This window comes from Fimbriimonadaceae bacterium, from assembly GCA_019638795.1.
In the GTDB taxonomy this organism is placed as follows: domain Bacteria; phylum Armatimonadota; class Fimbriimonadia; order Fimbriimonadales; family Fimbriimonadaceae; genus JAHBTB01.
The window spans coordinates 103,891-119,555 of the sequence record JAHBTB010000002.1; the positions used below are offsets into that span (position 1 = coordinate 103,891).

The window sequence follows — 15,665 nt, forward strand, 5'->3', positions numbered from 1 at the left end:
AAGTGTATCCTCGCGGCGTGTTCGTGACGCTCGAAGGGCCGGAAGGGGCGGGAAAATCCACGCTGGCCCGGTCCCTTGCCGCGCGTCTGGAAGCAGGAGGTCACGAGGTCGTCGTGACCCGTGAACCTGGTGCGGGCCCGTTTGGCGGCGGGGTGCGCCGGCTCCTCCTGGAAGGCGAGGCCATGACGCCTTGGGCCGAGGTCTTTCTCTTCCTTGCCGACCGGGCCGACCACGTCGCGACCCTTGTCCGTCCCGCGCTGGAGCGGGGCGCTTGGGTGGTTTGCGACCGTCATGCCGACTCGACGGTGGTGTACCAAGGTCACGCCCGCGGGCTGGACATCGCCGAGCTGCGCCGGCTGAACCGGCTCGCCACCGGCGGGCTGGTGCCAGACCGGACTTTGCTCTTGGACCTCCCTGCCGAGGTCGGGCTTGCCCGGGTGAGGGACGCGAACCGGCTCGACGGAGAGTCCATCGATTTCCACCGCCGCGTGCGCGAGGGATTCCTTGCCGAAGCCGCCTTGGAGCCGACCCGCTGGGTGGTCATTGACGCCAGCCAGCCCGCAACGGCCGTCCTTGACGAGGCGTGGGCCAGCCTCCGCCTGTCCAATGCGGCCGGAACTTCCGGGCCTGATCTCGGGTAAAAGTCACCGATGCGTCCCGAGTCTCTTACGTTTCTTAAAAACATCGTCAACGCCCCCAGCCCGAGCGGATATGAGGAGCCGGCGGCGCAGGCGTATCGCGAGTACACCACCGCTTTTGCCGACCAGGTGACGACTGACAACCACGGGAACGTCGTCGCCGTCTTGAACCCTGGCGCATCGGCCAAGGTCATGCTCGCCGGGCACATAGACGAGATCGGCTTCCAAATCCTCTATGTCAGCGACGACGGCTTCCTCTCGTTCCGTCAGATCGGCGGTCACGACTCCACCGTGCCGGTCGGCCAGCGCGTCTGGGTCCACGGGCCGGACGGGCGGGTGCCCGGCGTCATCGGCCGCAAACCGATCCACCTGCTTGAGTCCAGCGAAAGAGACAAGAAGCCCGAGCTCCACGACATGTGGATCGACATCGGCGTTTCGTCTAAAGAAGAGGCCCTCAAACTCATCTCACTCGGCGACGCGGTGACGTATCAGGTGGAGTTCCTGGAGCTGGCCAACGGCCGAGCCTGTGCCCGAGGCTTTGACAACAAAGTCGGTGCGTTCACCGTCGCCGAGGCCCTCCGCCTGCTCAAGGAAGACGGTGGCCTCGACCCCAACGTCGGGGTCTATGCCGTCGGCACGGTGCAAGAGGAGATCGGCCTGCGGGGGGCCCGCACGTCGGCCTTCAGTGTCGACGCCCAAAGCGGCCTGGCCGTCGACGTCGACTTTGCCATCGACCATCCGGGCGTCTCCAAGTCGCGCTATGGCGACATTGCGCTTGGCAAGGGCCCTTCGGTCGCCCGCGGGGCCAACATCAACCCGGTCGTCTTCCGCATGGTCATGGAGGGCGCCAAGAAGGAGGGTGTGGACGTCCAGATCGGCCCCGAGCCCGGAGGCACCGGCACCGACGCCAACGCCATGCAGGTCAGCCGTGGCGGCATGGCGACCGGTCTCGTCGGGATCCCCCTGCGCTACATGCATACACCCGTCGAGCTCCTCCAACTGAGCGACGTGGAGCAGTGCGCCCGTGTCATGGCGGCGTACTGCCGGCTCGTCAAGCCCGACACCGACTTCCGGCCCGGTCTCGGCTAAACCGCCGGAGACACCTGGCCGACGCAGGTGCCAAAGCCGATCCGGTGTCCCTCGCCCTGACCATAACCCGTCAGGGTGAGGGTGTCGCCGTCCTCCAAGAACGTCCGGGTCTCCCCCGTCTCAGCGATCGTCAACGGCTCCTTGCCTCGGACCGTCAACTCCAGCAGGGAACCTTCTTGCCCCTTCTCCGGCCCGCTGATCGTGCCGCTGGCGTAGAGGTCGCCGAACTCGACAGGACACCCGTTCGAGGTCATGTGCGCCAATTGCTGGGAAGGCGACCAATAGAGGTGCGCGGTGTTGGACGTGGAGATCAGCTGGGGCTTTTTCGCCCTCGCGGTCTGCAACCACACCTCAAGGACGAGGTCGAAATGTTGGGTGCCGTGCCGTCTCAGGTGAGGGAGGACGGGCGGGTCTTGGACACATCCCTCGACGCGGAACGGCGTCAAGGCGTCCAAAGTGACGATCCAGGGCGAGACCGTCGTGGCGAACGACTTGGCGAGGAACGGGCCCAAGGGCTGGTACTCCCACCGCTGTAGGTCTCGGGCCGACCAGTCGTTGACGAGCACGAGGCCGAGCATGTGGTCTTCCGCGGCGCTACAGGTGATCCGTTTCCCCATCTCTTGGCCGTGGTTGACGTAGACCCCGAGTTCCAGTTCGAAGTCCAGCTCGCGTGAAGGCTCGTAGACCGGTGCGGTGGCCCCGGGCTCAAGAAACTGGCCTTTGGGCCGGACGATCGGGGTGCCGCTCTTCACGACCGACGAGGCCCGCCCGTTGTAGGCCACGGGGAGATGCCGGAAGTTGGGCAGCAGCGGCGGCTGGTCCGGCCGGAACATCTTGCCCACGTTGGAGGCGTGGTGGATGCCGCTGTAGAAGTCGACGAACGACGGCGGCGGCACGGGCACCTGGAGGCGGGCGTGGTTCTGGGGGACAAACGCCTTCTCCCGCACCTTCTTGTCGTCGCGCAAGGTCCGGTTGTCCTCCCGCAATAGGTCGCAGACGATCTCACGTAATGCGGTCAGCGCGTCCCGGTCGAGTTCAATGAAGCTGTCCAGGATGGGAAAGTCCTCGTCGCTGATCAGCCCGGCCTCCCCCAAGACGGTCAGGTCGAGGCATTGGTCACCGATCGCGACGACGACCGAGGCCGAGCGGCCCTTGGGCGCGGCCAGCCCGAACGGGAGGTTTTGGATCGGGAAGTGGCTGTCTGCGGCGACGGGCACCCACGAGCGCACCGAAGGCGGCACTACATACGGTTTGGACATGCCCCGAAGCTACCTCCAACCGAGGGTGGCCAGGGCCTCCACCGGTTCGGCGACGCTGCACGACCCCCAGCCCGACACCGGACAATCGACCAAGTCGATGGCCTCCAGGCGCTGACCCAGGACAATGACGCCCCGGTCGTCCCAGGCAAACCCGTCGGCACCCAGCACGAGGACTTCTTCCAACTCCTGCGGGGTCAAATCGTACAGTTCCGCCAGCGCCGTGGCGACAAACAGATTGACGAACCCGTGGCGGTGGACCCCAAGGGCCTCGTCAAAGTGCCACAGGGGCTGATGGATCCCCGCGGTGAACTTCATCGGGGCGTCAAGGCTTGCTCCGAGGTAGATGAACTCGGCGATCTGGGCCGTTCCGGGAAAGTCGGTGGCCGAAAGTCCGCCGCACCGCGCCTTGAGGCCGACTTCCTCGATGGTCCCCAGGGCTTCATGGAGCGCGTCCGACCATCCCTCACCCCAACCAAACTCGACGAACACGGTGTCGAAGGGGCCCTGCTCCGTCGCCTTCTTGAGCGCGCGCAAGGCGACACCGGCCTCCTCCGTCGGCAACCTGACTTCGTAGGTCACCGCTTCGACCGGCCCGTCCGGCAGCCACTTCTTGACGTCGAGGCCGATAGACTCGGCCGCCTCGCGCGCCTGGGCGACCGGTGTGCCGATGGCACTGGCCTCGGCTTCGACCCCGTCATGGGCGGCGAACTCAGTGAAGACCCCTCTGGCCCGTGCCGGGGTGCAAAACCGACCCAACAACCAGGCGTGGGGCGACTGCTGGTACCGCACGTACTCGTCCCAAGCCTCGCGCTGACCCAATGCCGCAGGCGGATAAAGCCCGGCATAGTCCAACCGACCTCTCAACAAGCCGTGCAACGGCGAAGGCATGGCCATTATTGTAACTGGGGACCCCAAGGCTGGCGATAGCCCTTCGGTACACTGGTCGGCCTACGTTGGCGCGTCACGCCGCAGTGCCTGCCACAAAAGCACCCTGGTGAACTTATGCGCGTATTGATCGCAGACGACGACCCGATCATCCGATTGGACTTGAAGCAGATGCTGGAGACCTTGGGCTACAGCGTCGTCGCCGAGGCCGAGGACGGCCAACAGGCCGTGGAACTGGCCCTCTCCACCAAGCCGGACGCCTGCGTCCTCGACGTGAAGATGCCGGTGAAGGACGGCATCGACGCCGCCACCGAGATCGCCGACGGCGGCATCGCCCCGGCCGTGCTCCTCACCGCCTACAGCGACACCGAGTTGATCAACCGGGCCAAGGAGGCCGGGGTGTTCGGCTACCTGGTGAAGCCGTTCAAGCCGAGCGACCTGGCCCCGGCCATCGAAGTCGCCCGCAGCCGGTTTGAAACCACGACCAAGCTGAACAGCGAGGTCACCAGCCTCACCGAGCGGCTTGAGGCCCGCAAGAGCATCGAAAAGGCCAAGGGCCTGCTCATGAAGGAGCAAGGCGTCGATGAGTCAGAGGCCTACCGGCGCATCCAGCAACAGTCGATGAACGCGCGGAAATCGATGAAAGAGATCGCCGACGCGATCCTGCTCGCCCACGGCGTTTGAACGACCTCGGGCGTCATTCACCGTGAGGACGCCCAGAGTCTCCCCTGTGCGGATAGAATCCGGGCATGGCGGAGCGTTTGTGGGCGCCGTGGCGGTTCACCTACATCGCCAAGGCTGACGAGACGGCGAAAGGCGGTTGCTTTTTCGTCGAACTGCCCCTGCGGGCCGACGACCGGGCTAACCTGCTTCTCTACCGCGGCCAGCGGGCGTTCGTGATGCTCAACGCCTTCCCCTACACCAGCGGCCACCTCATGGTCGCCCCGTACAAACACACCGCCGACTTGGACGAACTGGACGACGACGAACTCTTGGAGATCAACCAACTGGTCGCCGCGGCGGTGCGCTGGGTCTCGGCGGCTTACAAGCCCCAAGGATTCAACATCGGCGTCAACCTCGGCAGCGCGGGCGGTGCAGGGGTGCCGTCGCATATCCACTGGCACATCGTGCCCCGTTGGTCGGGCGACACCAACTTCATGACCACCGTCGGCGACGTCCGGGTCATCCCTCAGGACCTTCACGAGAGCTACGACCTCCTGCGGGCCCAGGTGGAGGCGGACACATGAGGCTCGACGAGTTGGCCCAGGCGGCGGCAGGCTGCCGTGACTGCCGCCTTGCCGAACGACGCACCAACGTCGTCTTTGGCGAGGGCGACCCGTTCTCGCCTCTGGTCCTCGTCGGCGAGGGGCCCGGCGCAGACGAGGACGCCACTGGTCGGCCGTTTGTCGGCAAGGCGGGCCGGTTGCTCGACAAGGCCCTGCTCGAGGCCGGGCTAGGCCGTGATTCCGTTTACATCTGCAACACGGTCAAATGCCGGGCCGCCGACTGGTCGAGCGGCAAGCCCCAAAACCGACCGCCCGAACCCGACGAGGTCGCCGCGTGCCGCCGCTGGTTGGTGCCCCAACTGGCCGCCATCGAGCCCATGGTGGTCCTCTGCATCGGGGCCCCGAGCGCGAAAAACCTCATCAAGAAAGACTTCAAAATCACCGTCGAACGGGGCAAGTACTTCCCTTGCCCGTACGCCAAGACGGCCATGGCCACCCTGCACCCGGCGTACATCCTCCGTCAGCAACGCCCCGACCACGACGGCGGGTTCTCTTTGCTGGTCGCCGACATCACCCGCGCGTGGGAAGCGGCCAACGAGCTTTCTCGCCGCGCGGCGGCGAGGGCCCGATGACGGTCGCCGAGTTCCTCGACCAGCTGCGCGAGGCACCCCTGGTGGCCAGCGTCCAAGCCCCTGCCGGGTCACCCTGCAGCGACCCCCAAGTCATCCGCGCCATGGCCCTCGCTTCCCTCTCCCAGGGAGTGAAAGTCCTCAGGCTCCAAGGCGTCGCGTCCATCCAAGCCGTCCAACGGGCCACCGACGCCCTGATCATCGGCCTAGTCAAGCGGACTTATCTGGACAGTGAGATCCACATCACCCCGACCGCCGTCGAAGTGCACGAAGTCGCCGCCACCGGGGCCCAGGTCGTCGCCCTGGACGCCACCTCTCGCGGGCGGCCCGAACAAGCCCGGCTGGCCGACCTTGTCCGCATCGCCCATGGGCTCGGCCTGATCGTCATGGGAGACTGCGACTCGGTCGGTTCGGTGCGCCACGCCGTCGCCTGCGGTTGCGACATGGTCGGCACGACTCTCTCGGGCTACACGTCGGGGTCACCCCACCTGGTCGGCCCCGATATCGCCCTCGTGCGGGCCGCGACCCAGTTCGGGGTGCCCGTCCTCGCCGAAGGTCGTTACGACGAGCCGTGGCAGGTCCGCGCCGCCCTCGCCGCCGGGGCCGTCGCCGTCGTTGTCGGCGGTGCCCTCAACGACCCGCTCAAGACCACCCACAGATTCCTGTCCGCGACCCGTCTGGAGCAGCCCGTCGGCGCCGTCGACCTCGGAGGGACGTGGCTTCGGTGGGCGGTCTTCGAAGACGGTCGGTTGCACAGCCAAGAGCGCGTGCCCTTGCCCCCGACCCACCTGGAGCGGCTTGACTGGATATCAGGGCTGGCCCGTCGGGCCGGCGTCGACCGGGTCGGGGTTTCGGCCGGGGGCGTCGTCGACCCCAGGACGGCCCGAGTCACCGACTGCAAGCCGTTCGTGCCCGACTACCTCGGCCGGTCGTTTGCCTTGCCTGACGTCGAGGTCTACGCCCTGAACGACGGACTCGCCACCGCATGGGGCCACGCCACCCACGGCGATTGGTACGGTGAGCGGGTCGCCACGGTCGCCTTAGGGACCGGCGTCGGGTGCGGCGTCGCGGGGCCTCGCGACGTCGAGACCGACATTGGCGGAGACTACCCCCGCCTAAACGACCTCCCCGTCGTCAGTGGGTGGACGTTTGAAGACGTCTTGGGCGGCTTGAGCCTGGGGCCGTCTCCGGACGAAGAGTCGCGCGACGCCGCCCGGGCGGTGGGAAAGGTGGCCGTCGAGACCGTCAAGTCACTGTTCCACCCCGACCGCGTCGTCGTCTGCGGCGGCGTCGGCTTGGCCGACTGGATGGCCCCAGCATGGGAAGAGGCCGGAGTCTCGACCTCCCCGTACGGGCCCGACGCGGGGCTCATGGGCGCGGCCATGCTCGCGGCAAACCCCCCGGCCCGGTTGGGGCGGGAGGGTGTGCGGTGCGTGTAGCGGTCGTGGGCGGCGGTGTGATGGGCCTCGCGACCGCGACGGCCCTCAGCCAGCGCGGTCACGAGGTCACCGTTTTCGAACAGAACGCCCCGGGCTGGCCCGGTGGCAGCAGCCACGGCCGCTCACGGATCGTCAGGCAGGCCTACCCCGACCCGTTCTACACCAAGGTCGCGGTGGAAGCCCACCGTCTGTGGGCCGACCTGGAGCATGAGACAGGTCGCAAGCTCGTCCACGAAGTCGGACTGCTCTTCATCGGCCGCCACGGGGACGCCGAACTGGACGCGGAACGCACCGGGCTCGAGGCAAACGGAGTCAAGTACGTCGAGGTCGGCCCGGAGGACGTCCGACGGTACCACCTCGCGATGGAGTTGGACGACGACGAAGTGGCCCTGCTGACCCACCGGGCCGGGTGGGCGGACGTGCCCACCGTCCTTGAGACGTTGCAGGGACTGGCCCTGGCAAGTGGCGCGCAATGGGTGCGCGAGCGCGTCGACCCCCGCGCCCTTCCGGCTTTCGAACGGGTCGTTGTCACTGCGGGAGCGTGGGTCGCCCAGTACGCCCCCCTTCCCGTCCAGGTCACCCGGCAGACGTTTGCTTACATCCGGGGGGAGCACGAGGGCCCGGTCTGGATCGAGGCGTTCGGCGACCACATCTACGGATTCCCCAGCGAACCCGGCTCACCGGCGTTCAAGGTCGGCTACCACTCTGCCGGCCCCGTCACCGACCCGGACGAGGCGGCCCGCGAGCCCGACCCTGTCGCGGTGCGGGCGGTCCTTGGGCGGGTCGAGTCGCGGTTCCACATCCACAACCCCCAGGCCGTCGAACTGGGCGTCTGCCTCTACACGACGGCGGCCAACGACGATTTCGTGATCGGATGGCTCGACAACCGCACCCTTGTCGCGAGCCCTTGCAGTGGCCACGGGTTCAAGTTCGGGCCTTGGATGGGCCGGTTCCTCGCCGACCTTGTCGTAGCCAAGCAGTCCATCGACGACTGGCCAAGGTGGCGTTGGGTTCCTGGGGACCGCGTTTGACCACCCCCACCCCACGCGGGTAAACCCGCGGCATGTCATTGCGTGCGGAAGAGTCCGTCGTCGTCATCGTGGACATGCAACCGACGTTCCTGGCGCCGATCCACCAGAGGGAGCGCGTCCTCTCCCGCTGCCAGTTCATCGCCCAAGTGGCGCGGCGCTTGGAGGTCCCGGTCGTCGCCACCGCCCAGTATCCGGACCGGATGGGCGGGGTCGCCCCTGAGATCAGCGGACTCCTCCACAGCCCGGTGATCGGCAAGATGTCGTTCAGTTGCTGCGGCGAGCCCAAGTTCAACGACGCCATCGACCGTCACGACCGCGCCCAAGTCGTCCTTTGCGGCGTCGAGAGCCATATCTGCGTCACCCAGACCGCCCTAGACCTGCTGGGGGACGACCACGACGTCTTTGTCGTCGCGGACGCGGTGTCGGCCCGCAGCGCCGAGATGCACGACGTCGCCCTCCAGCGATTGCGCGACGTCGGCGTCGAAGTGGTGCACAGCGAGTCAGTCGCCTACGAGTGGCTGGGGTCGGCGGAGCACGAGGCGTTCCGAGACGTCCTCGCCCTCGTGAAGGGTCAATAAAGCCAGCCGCGTTCCCGCTTCTTGACGAGCCCAAACTCGGCGGCCAGGTCGTGGATGCCGGGAAGGTGGGGCACGTCCTCCATGGCTTGGCGCACGACGGCCATCGCCTCGTCGTACATCTTTACCCGGCGGTAGTAGTCGACCAAAGCCAAGATGACGTCGCTGTTGTGGCGGTCGTGGGCGTAGGCCTTGGTGAGCAGGTCTTCGCAGATGGGCAACTGCCCGTCCGCCAGGTGCTTGCGGGCGGCCCTGACCAGCGTCGAACCCAAGCCCCGCCGCGCGGCGGCGTGGTCGCCCTGAAGGGCGAGGGTGGCCTCAAGCTCCTTGGCGGCCCCAATGTCGTCGCCGACGGCGCACAGGGCCATTGCCAGACCAAAGTGCCCCTCCACGGTGCCCCCCGAGAGGATCAGGCTCTCGCGGAACGCCTCGACCGCCTCAGACGCCTGTCTGCAGGCGTACAGAGCAAACCCGAGGCCTAACCAGGCGTTGGGGTTGGAGGGTGCCGCCTCGACGGCCTCGCGGAACAAGGCGGCCGACCGGCGGTAGTCACCGGCCCGATAAGCTGCCTGTGCCGCGTTTTGCGATTCGGACATATGTGTACCGCTCCTCCCTCAAATGTCCAACGAGTTTCTGGCTCAAACGTTTTCATTTTTGAACAGTTTTCGACGCCATTGTCAAACACTTGACGGACGGTGCCGACAAGGCCGCGCTGAACCAGGCCGGGCCGGTCTCCAATAATGCATGCGAGGGGATGCCCACAGAGGACCCGGCTCCTTGACGGCGGCGGGTATCATCCCCCGTTGCTTCGGCGTGCCTTTTGCGGGTCCGTCGGGCAAACAAAACCTGACCACCGGCCAGGTGCGACGGAACCTATCCCACCCCCAAAGACGCGGCGCCGCCGCGAAAGGGTGCAAGGTGGCCCCCGAGCAAACCGGCCGGACAACGGTGGACAGTGAACATATGGCCAAACAGTGCTTGAAAATCAAACAAAAGGCGAAACCCAAGTTCAAGGTGCGCGCCTACAACCGTTGCAGCCTTTGCGGGCGTGACAGCGGCTACTTCCGCTACTTCGGCATTTGCCGCATCTGCTTGCGCGAATGCGCACACAAGGGGCTGCTCCCCGGGGTCGTCAAGTCCAGTTGGTGACCTATGCATAGCGACCCCATCGCCGACCTTTTGACGCGCATCCGCAACGGACTGATGTCCGGGGCGATGTTCATCGACTGCCCCCTGAGCAAGATCAAGGTGGAAATCGCCAAGATCTTGGTCAGCGAGGGGTTTGTCAAGTCGCAGGAGACGATCACCGAGGGCAAGTTCCCGGTCCTCCGCGTCCATCTGAAGTACGACCACCGCCGCAAGCCGGTCATCCACAAAATCCGCCGCGTGAGCAAACCAGGCCTACGCAGCTACAAGAGTGTGGACGAACTCCGACCCCGGCGCAGCGGCCTGTCCGTCGTCGTCATGACGACGAGCCAGGGGGTCATGACCGACCGAGAGGCCCGACGCCGCAACATTGGCGGCGAGGCCGTTTGTGAGGTGTATTGATGTCACGAATCGGACTGAAACCGATCACCGTCCCCGGCAACGTCACCGTCACGGTGGAGAACGCCGAGGTGACCGTGAAGGGGCCCAAGGGCGAACTGAAGCAGACGGTCGCCCGCGAGCTCACCATTGAACAGAAGGACGGCAAGCTGACCGTGTCGCGACCGAACAACCAGCGGCGCAACCGGAGCCAGCACGGCCTCACCCGGACGCTCATCGCCAACATGGTCACCGGTGTCACCGAGGGCCACTCGAAGGCGTTGGAGATCCACGGTGTCGGCTACCGCGCCCAGGCGGCGGGGCAGTCGGTCACGCTCAACGTGGGGTACTCGCACCCGGTCGTGGTCACCGCGCCCCAGGGAGTGAACTTCGAAGTGAAGGCCGACGACAAGTCGCGCGTCACCACCATCGTCGTCAGCGGCATCGACAAGGCCCTCGTCGGCCAGACCGCCGCAGACATCCGCAAGACCCGCAAGCCTGACCCGTACAAGGGCAAGGGCGTGCGCTACAAGGGCGAGGTCATCAAGCTCCGCCAAGGCAAGAGGGCCGGTAAGTAACAATGTCAGTCAAAACCCGAAGCGACATGCGCGTGGTGCGCCACAAGCGCATCCGCAAGACCTTGGTCGGCACGACGGAGCGCCCGCGCCTCGCCGTGTTCAAGAGCCAAAAGCACCTGTACGCGCAGGTCATCGACGACACCAAGGGCCACACCTTGGCGGCGGCCAGCACGGCAGAAAAGGCCCTGGGCGCCAGCGACAACACCGAGGGGGCCAAGAAGGTCGGCTTGGAACTGGGCAAGCGTGCCGCGGCGGCCGGCGTGAAGACGGTGGTCTTCGACCGCGGCGGTTTCCGCTACCACGGTTGCCTGGCCAGCCTGGCCGACGGTGCCCGCGAGGCGGGACTGGAGTTCTAACATGGCACGAAGAGGACCACGAATCGTCGGTCGGCGTTCGACCGGCCAGAACCAACCCCGTCCGGACGGCGGGCCGCAGCTCGACGTCCGCGTCATCGCCTCCAACAAGGTGAGCAAGACGCACAAGGGCGGCAAGACCATGTCTTGGTCGGTGCTCGTCGTCGTCGGCGACAACAAGGGCCAGGTCGGTGTCGGCCTCGGTAAGGCGCGCGGCATCCCCGACGCCATCCGCAAGGCCGAAGACGCCGCGCGCAAGAACATGTTCCGGGTCGAAATGCTCGGCGCGACGATCCCCCACGAAGTCGAAGGCAAGCATGGCACCGCCCGTGTCATCATGCGCCCCGCCTCGCCCGGTACCGGCGTCAAGGCCGGATCGGCCGTCCGGATGTGCCTGGAAGCCCTCGGCGTCCACGACGTCTTGAGCAAGTGTCTCGGTAGCCGCAACAGCGTCAACATCGCCTATGCCACCGTCAACGCGTTCAAGGAGCTCCAAGCCCCCGAAAGCACCGCGTCGACCCGGGGGGCCGACGTCGCCCAACTGGTGCCCTGGCTCGCCAAGGCCCGTAAGGAGGAGGCTGACCATGCCTAAGGCGCTCAAGATCACCCTCAGCAAGAGCCTGATCGCCCAGGTGCCGAAGAACGTCAAGACCGCCCACGCCCTCGGCCTACGCAAGATCGGGCAGTCCACCCTGAACCATCCCACCGCGGCGGTGAAGGGCATGATCCACCAGATCAAGCACGTCTTGACGGTCGAGGAAGTCGAGGTCGAAGGCGAGATCCCGCGCAAGCGCCGTGGCCACAAGGCCAAAGCCGCCGCGACCGCCGCACCCAAGGCTGAGAAGAAGCCGAAGGCGGCCGCCAAGGCCGAGCCGGCCAGCGACGAACCCGCGCCCAAGAAGCGCACGACGAAGAAGAAAGCCGACGAGGCATCCGAATGAACCTGAACGATCTTCAACCGAACGAAGGCTCCACCAAGCGCCGCCGCCGCGTGGCGCGGGGCATCGGCAGCGGCCTCGGCAAGACCGCGGGCCGAGGCACCAAGGGCCAGAAAGCACGTCGGCAGATTCCGGCGTGGTTTGAAGGCGGCCAAACGCCCATCCACCGCCGGCTTCCGGTCAAGAAGGGCTTCCGCAACATCAACAGCGTCACTTTCGCGATCATCAACATGGACGACCTGGAAAAGCACTTTGACAAAGGCGCCGAGGTCACTCCCGAAGCGGTGGTCGCCAAGGGCATTGTCAGCGACCTGCCGAACGGCGGCCTGAAGGTGCTCGCGTTCGGCGACCTGTCGAAGAAGCTCACCGTGAAGGCCCACGCCTTCAGCAAGGCGGCCCAAGAGAAGATCGAGAAGGCGGGCGGCCAGGCGGTCACGCTGTGAGGATGGCCGCTGGTGCACTCGGTGGCTCCCCGGGCGGGGGCGACAAAAGTCTGCGGCTCTCGCTGGCGGACACGCTCCGCCTCGCCTGGGCAGACGACGACCTGCGCCAGCGGCTGACCTTCGTCATCGGCATCTTCCTCATCTACGCGATGGGTGTCCAGGTGCCCGTGCCGGTGCCGGGGTTCGACCCGGCGCAGATGCAAAAGCTGCTCGAAGACAACGCGTTCTTCAACCTTTTGAACACCTTTGGCGGCGGCGCGTTCAAGCGTCTGTCCATCTTCGCCCTCGGCCTCGGCCCCTACATCTCGGCCAGCATTATCATGCAGGTCCTCACCATGGGCATCCCCTCTTGGAAGGAGGAGATGAAGGAAGGTGGCGAATACGCGCGGAAGCAACAGAACAAGCGCACCCGCTCCCTGACCCTCGCCCTATGCGTGTTCCAAGGGTTCGGCCTCATGAGCCAGATGGGCCCGGTCGTCGCCCAGCTTGTGCCGTTCGCCAAGATCGCCGTCGTCATCTTCTGGATGTGCGGGTCGTCACTGTTGCAGTGGCTGGGTGAGCAGGTCACCGAGCGCGGCATCGGTAACGGTATTTCCATTCTCATCTTCGCCGGTATCGTCATCTCGATCCCCAACATCGCCGGAATCCTCGGCAACGCGGTCAAGAACGGCACCGTCGGTTGGGGGCAGGTCGTCGTCATCCTGGCCCTGTTCCTCTTGACGACGTACGTCGTCGTCTACTTCACCATCGCCCAGCGGCGTATCCCGATCGAGCACATGCGCCGGAACTTCGGCACCAAATCGATCGGCGGACAGGTGAGCTATCTGCCCATCTCACCGAACATGGCGGGCGTCATCCCCATCATCTTCGCCCTGGCCCTGACGAACCTGCCGAGCATGTTCCGCAGCGTGTTCCCGCAAGGCCACCCGGCCCAACAGGCGCTGGACATGATCGGGAAGTTCTTCTACCCTGACTTCCGCCACTGGGAAGGCTGGGTCGCCGCGGTCGTCTACGCCGCCATGATCTTCTTCTTCACGTACTTCTACACCGCGTTGCAGTACAACGTCGAAGACATGGCCGACAACCTGAAGAAGCATGGCAGTTTCATCCGTGGCATCCGGCCGGGCAAACAGACCAAGGAGTTCCTCGACGGCGTCATTTCGCGGGTCACCTTTGTCGGTGCCGGCTTCCTGGCCATCGTGGCTTTGACCCAGTACGTTCTGCCCCTCATCGCCGCCGTCCAGAACCTCGGCCTCATCTTTGGCACCTCGTTGCTCATCATGGTCAGCGTCGCGCTGGAAACGATGCGGCAGATCGAGGCGAACCTCCTGGCCAAGCAGTACGAGGGCTAAGCCTTGTCCCTCCGACTCATTCTCATCGGGCCTCCTGGTGTCGGCAAAGGCACCCAGGCGGCCCTTTTGGAGCAACGCGTCGGAGCACGGCCCCTCTCTTCTGGAATGATCTTCCGCTCTGAGATCGAGGCGGAGACCGACCTCGGCCAACTGGCCAAGAGCTACATCGACCGCGGGGAGCTGGTGCCCAACGGGGTGACGATCCAGATGATGGTCAAGCGGATCCGCACCGAGGACACGCGGCGGCGCGGGTTTGTCCTTGACGGCTTTCCCCGCACCGTCCGTCAAGCCGAGGCACTGACCGAGGAGTTGGAACACCTGGACGTCCACATCGACGCGGTGGTCTCGCTTGAGGTGCCCGAGGACGTCATCGTCGCCCGGTTGTCTGGTCGAATGGGCTGCACCAAGTGCGGCGAGATCTACCACTCGACTAACAAACCCCCCAAGCGGGAAGGCATTTGCGACAAGTGCAACAGCCCCCTCTTTGTGCGGGAGGACGACAAGCCCGACACCGTGCGCGAACGCCTGCGCGTCTTTCGCGAGAACACCAAGCCGGTGATCGACTACTACGAGTCCCGCGGCTCGTTGCGACGCGTCGATGCCGACCGCCAGGCTGACGAGGTGTACGACGACATCGTCAAGGGGCTCGTTTGATCCTCTACAAGAGCACCGCCGACATCGCGAAAATGCGCGAGGCGGGGCGGATCGTCGCCCGCACCATGCGCGAGGTCGCGGCCTGCATCGCCCCTGGCGTGACGACCAAAGAACTTGACGCCATGGCCGGGGAAAAGATCAGGGCCGCCGGGGGCGTGCCCAGCTTCAAAGATTACCGCGGCTACCCGGCGGACACCTGCATCAGCGTCAACGAGATGGTCGTCCACGGCATCCCTAACGACCGTCCGCTCGGAGAGGGTGACATCGTGACGCTGGATTTTGGCGTCATCCTGGACGGCTGGCACGCCGACGGAGCATGGACGTACCCCGTCGGGAAAATCGCACCCAACGCCCAGCGCCTGATGAACATCACCCGCGAAGCCCTCATGCAGGGCATCGCTAAGGCCAAGGCAGGGAACCGGGTCGGCGACATCGCCTCGACCGTCCAGAGGTATTGCGAGTCCAACGGCTACGGGGTCGTCACCGAGTTGGTCGGCCACGGGATCGGGCGCAAGCTTCACGAGGAGCCCAGCATCCCCAACGTCGGCCGCCCGGGCAAAGGCGAACCGATCCGTCCCGGCATGACGTTTTGCGTCGAGCCGATGATCAACGAGGGCACCGCCGACGTCAGGTACCTGGACGACAAATGGACCGTCGTGACGGCAGACGGTAAACTAAGCGCTCACTTCGAGCACACTGTCGCGGTGACTAAGGAGGGTCCGGTAATCCTGACCCAGGAATGACGACCAGTTCGTCAGGAAAACAAGCCCACGTATGGCACGCTATAAACACCAAGCCCCCCGCCGCAAGCAGGTCGAAGGCAAAGAAGAGGCGATCAGCCTTGACGCCGTCGTCACCGAAAACTTGCCCAACGCCCAGTTTCGAGTGAAACTCGAAGACACCGGCCAAGAGATCCTTGCCTACGTCAGTGGCAAGATGCGCAAGTATTGGATCCGGCTGATGGTCGGCGACCGCGTGAAAGTCGAAGTCTCCCCCTACGACCTCACCCGTGCCCGGATCGTCTACCGGTACTAACAGCGCGAAACCGTCGC

At 65.6% G+C, this 15,665-nt stretch carries 22 protein-coding genes; 19 read left to right on the forward strand and 3 right to left on the reverse strand.

What is annotated here, in order from left to right:
- The first annotated feature begins 17 nt into the window (after positions 1 to 17).
- Together tmk and KF857_03930 are read left to right on the forward strand one after the other, a co-directional pair.
- The gene (gene tmk / locus KF857_03925) at positions 18 to 641 is read left to right on the forward strand and encodes a dTMP kinase (protein ID MBX3111134.1); all 624 of its coding nucleotides are present in this window, start codon (positions 18 to 20) and stop codon (positions 639 to 641) included.
- A gap of 9 nt (positions 642 to 650) precedes the next feature.
- Entirely contained in the window at positions 651 to 1,727 is a 1,077-nt protein-coding gene (locus KF857_03930) for a M42 family metallopeptidase (protein ID MBX3111135.1), read from the forward strand.
- On the opposite strand, the gene fahA is transcribed toward KF857_03930, so the two are convergent.
- Both fahA and KF857_03940 read right to left on the reverse strand, forming a co-directional pair.
- Complete coding sequence (fahA, locus tag KF857_03935; protein MBX3111136.1) at positions 1,724 to 2,986, reverse strand: fumarylacetoacetase; 1,263 nt, start codon at positions 2,984 to 2,986, stop codon at positions 1,724 to 1,726. The two genes, KF857_03930 and fahA, sit on opposite strands and share 4 nt — an antisense overlap.
- A gap of 9 nt (positions 2,987 to 2,995) precedes the next feature.
- Positions 2,996 to 3,874, reverse strand: coding sequence for a hypothetical protein (locus KF857_03940; GenBank protein MBX3111137.1), 879 nt, complete (start codon positions 3,872 to 3,874; stop codon positions 2,996 to 2,998).
- Positions 3,875 to 3,988: 114 nt separating this feature from the next.
- On the opposite strand from KF857_03940, the gene KF857_03945 reads away from it, so the two are divergent.
- From KF857_03945 to KF857_03970, 6 genes are all read left to right on the forward strand, one after another.
- Positions 3,989 to 4,555: a response regulator gene (locus KF857_03945; protein ID MBX3111138.1), complete on the forward strand. Its 567-nt coding sequence runs from the start codon at positions 3,989 to 3,991 to the stop codon at positions 4,553 to 4,555.
- A gap of 65 nt (positions 4,556 to 4,620) precedes the next feature.
- The gene (locus tag KF857_03950; GenBank protein MBX3111139.1) at positions 4,621 to 5,118 is read left to right on the forward strand and encodes an HIT domain-containing protein; all 498 of its coding nucleotides are present in this window, start codon (positions 4,621 to 4,623) and stop codon (positions 5,116 to 5,118) included.
- Positions 5,115 to 5,729, forward strand: coding sequence for a uracil-DNA glycosylase (locus KF857_03955; GenBank protein MBX3111140.1), 615 nt, complete (start codon positions 5,115 to 5,117; stop codon positions 5,727 to 5,729). The genes KF857_03950 and KF857_03955 overlap by 4 nt, the downstream gene beginning before the upstream one ends.
- Entirely contained in the window at positions 5,678 to 7,165 is a 1,488-nt protein-coding gene (locus KF857_03960; protein MBX3111141.1) for a putative N-acetylmannosamine-6-phosphate 2-epimerase, read from the forward strand. Before KF857_03955 ends, KF857_03960 begins: the two co-directional genes overlap by 52 nt.
- Positions 7,156 to 8,196 carry an FAD-dependent oxidoreductase gene (locus tag KF857_03965; GenBank protein MBX3111142.1) on the forward strand — a complete coding sequence of 347 codons (1,041 nt, stop codon included), beginning with the start codon at positions 7,156 to 7,158 and terminating at the stop codon, positions 8,194 to 8,196. Before KF857_03960 ends, KF857_03965 begins: the two co-directional genes overlap by 10 nt.
- 32 nt (positions 8,197 to 8,228) lie before the next feature.
- The gene (locus KF857_03970; GenBank protein MBX3111143.1) at positions 8,229 to 8,774 is read left to right on the forward strand and encodes an isochorismatase family protein; all 546 of its coding nucleotides are present in this window, start codon (positions 8,229 to 8,231) and stop codon (positions 8,772 to 8,774) included.
- On the opposite strand, the gene KF857_03975 is transcribed toward KF857_03970, so the two are convergent.
- A complete protein-coding gene (locus KF857_03975) occupies positions 8,768 to 9,367 on the reverse strand; it encodes a tetratricopeptide repeat protein (protein MBX3111144.1) in 600 nt (199 codons plus the stop codon). The two genes, KF857_03970 and KF857_03975, sit on opposite strands and share 7 nt — an antisense overlap.
- Positions 9,368 to 9,734: 367 nt before the next feature.
- On the opposite strand from KF857_03975, the gene KF857_03980 reads away from it, so the two are divergent.
- The 11 genes from KF857_03980 to infA are packed head-to-tail and all read left to right on the forward strand — an operon-like array spanning position 9,735 to position 15,648.
- On the forward strand, positions 9,735 to 9,920 hold the full coding sequence (locus KF857_03980; GenBank protein MBX3111145.1) for a type Z 30S ribosomal protein S14: 186 nt from the start codon (positions 9,735 to 9,737) through the stop codon (positions 9,918 to 9,920).
- 3 nt (positions 9,921 to 9,923) lie between these two features.
- Complete coding sequence (gene rpsH / locus KF857_03985; GenBank protein ID MBX3111146.1) at positions 9,924 to 10,319, forward strand: 30S ribosomal protein S8; 396 nt, start codon at positions 9,924 to 9,926, stop codon at positions 10,317 to 10,319.
- A complete protein-coding gene (rplF, locus tag KF857_03990) occupies positions 10,319 to 10,873 on the forward strand; it encodes a 50S ribosomal protein L6 (protein ID MBX3111147.1) in 555 nt (184 codons plus the stop codon). The genes rpsH and rplF overlap by 1 nt, the downstream gene beginning before the upstream one ends.
- A 2-nt stretch (positions 10,874 to 10,875) precedes the next feature.
- Positions 10,876 to 11,229 (forward strand): 50S ribosomal protein L18, encoded by a 354-nt coding sequence (gene rplR / locus KF857_03995; GenBank protein MBX3111148.1) that lies wholly within the window; start codon positions 10,876 to 10,878, stop codon positions 11,227 to 11,229.
- Position 11,230: 1 nt separating this feature from the next.
- Entirely contained in the window at positions 11,231 to 11,818 is a 588-nt protein-coding gene (gene rpsE, locus KF857_04000; protein ID MBX3111149.1) for a 30S ribosomal protein S5, read from the forward strand.
- The gene (rpmD, locus tag KF857_04005; GenBank protein ID MBX3111150.1) at positions 11,811 to 12,167 is read left to right on the forward strand and encodes a 50S ribosomal protein L30; all 357 of its coding nucleotides are present in this window, start codon (positions 11,811 to 11,813) and stop codon (positions 12,165 to 12,167) included. Before rpsE ends, rpmD begins: the two co-directional genes overlap by 8 nt.
- Positions 12,164 to 12,607, forward strand: a complete 444-nt coding sequence (gene rplO / locus KF857_04010; GenBank protein ID MBX3111151.1) for a 50S ribosomal protein L15 — start codon at positions 12,164 to 12,166, stop codon at positions 12,605 to 12,607. The genes rpmD and rplO overlap by 4 nt, the downstream gene beginning before the upstream one ends.
- Positions 12,608 to 12,609: 2 nt before the next feature.
- Positions 12,610 to 13,959: a preprotein translocase subunit SecY gene (secY, locus tag KF857_04015; protein ID MBX3111152.1), complete on the forward strand. Its 1,350-nt coding sequence runs from the start codon at positions 12,610 to 12,612 to the stop codon at positions 13,957 to 13,959.
- A gap of 3 nt (positions 13,960 to 13,962) precedes the next feature.
- Entirely contained in the window at positions 13,963 to 14,613 is a 651-nt protein-coding gene (locus KF857_04020; protein ID MBX3111153.1) for an adenylate kinase, read from the forward strand.
- Complete coding sequence (gene map / locus KF857_04025) at positions 14,610 to 15,356, forward strand: type I methionyl aminopeptidase (GenBank protein ID MBX3111154.1); 747 nt, start codon at positions 14,610 to 14,612, stop codon at positions 15,354 to 15,356. Before KF857_04020 ends, map begins: the two co-directional genes overlap by 4 nt.
- Positions 15,357 to 15,387: 31 nt before the next feature.
- Entirely contained in the window at positions 15,388 to 15,648 is a 261-nt protein-coding gene (gene infA / locus KF857_04030; protein ID MBX3111155.1) for a translation initiation factor IF-1, read from the forward strand.
- Positions 15,649 to 15,665: the final 17 nt, after the last annotated feature.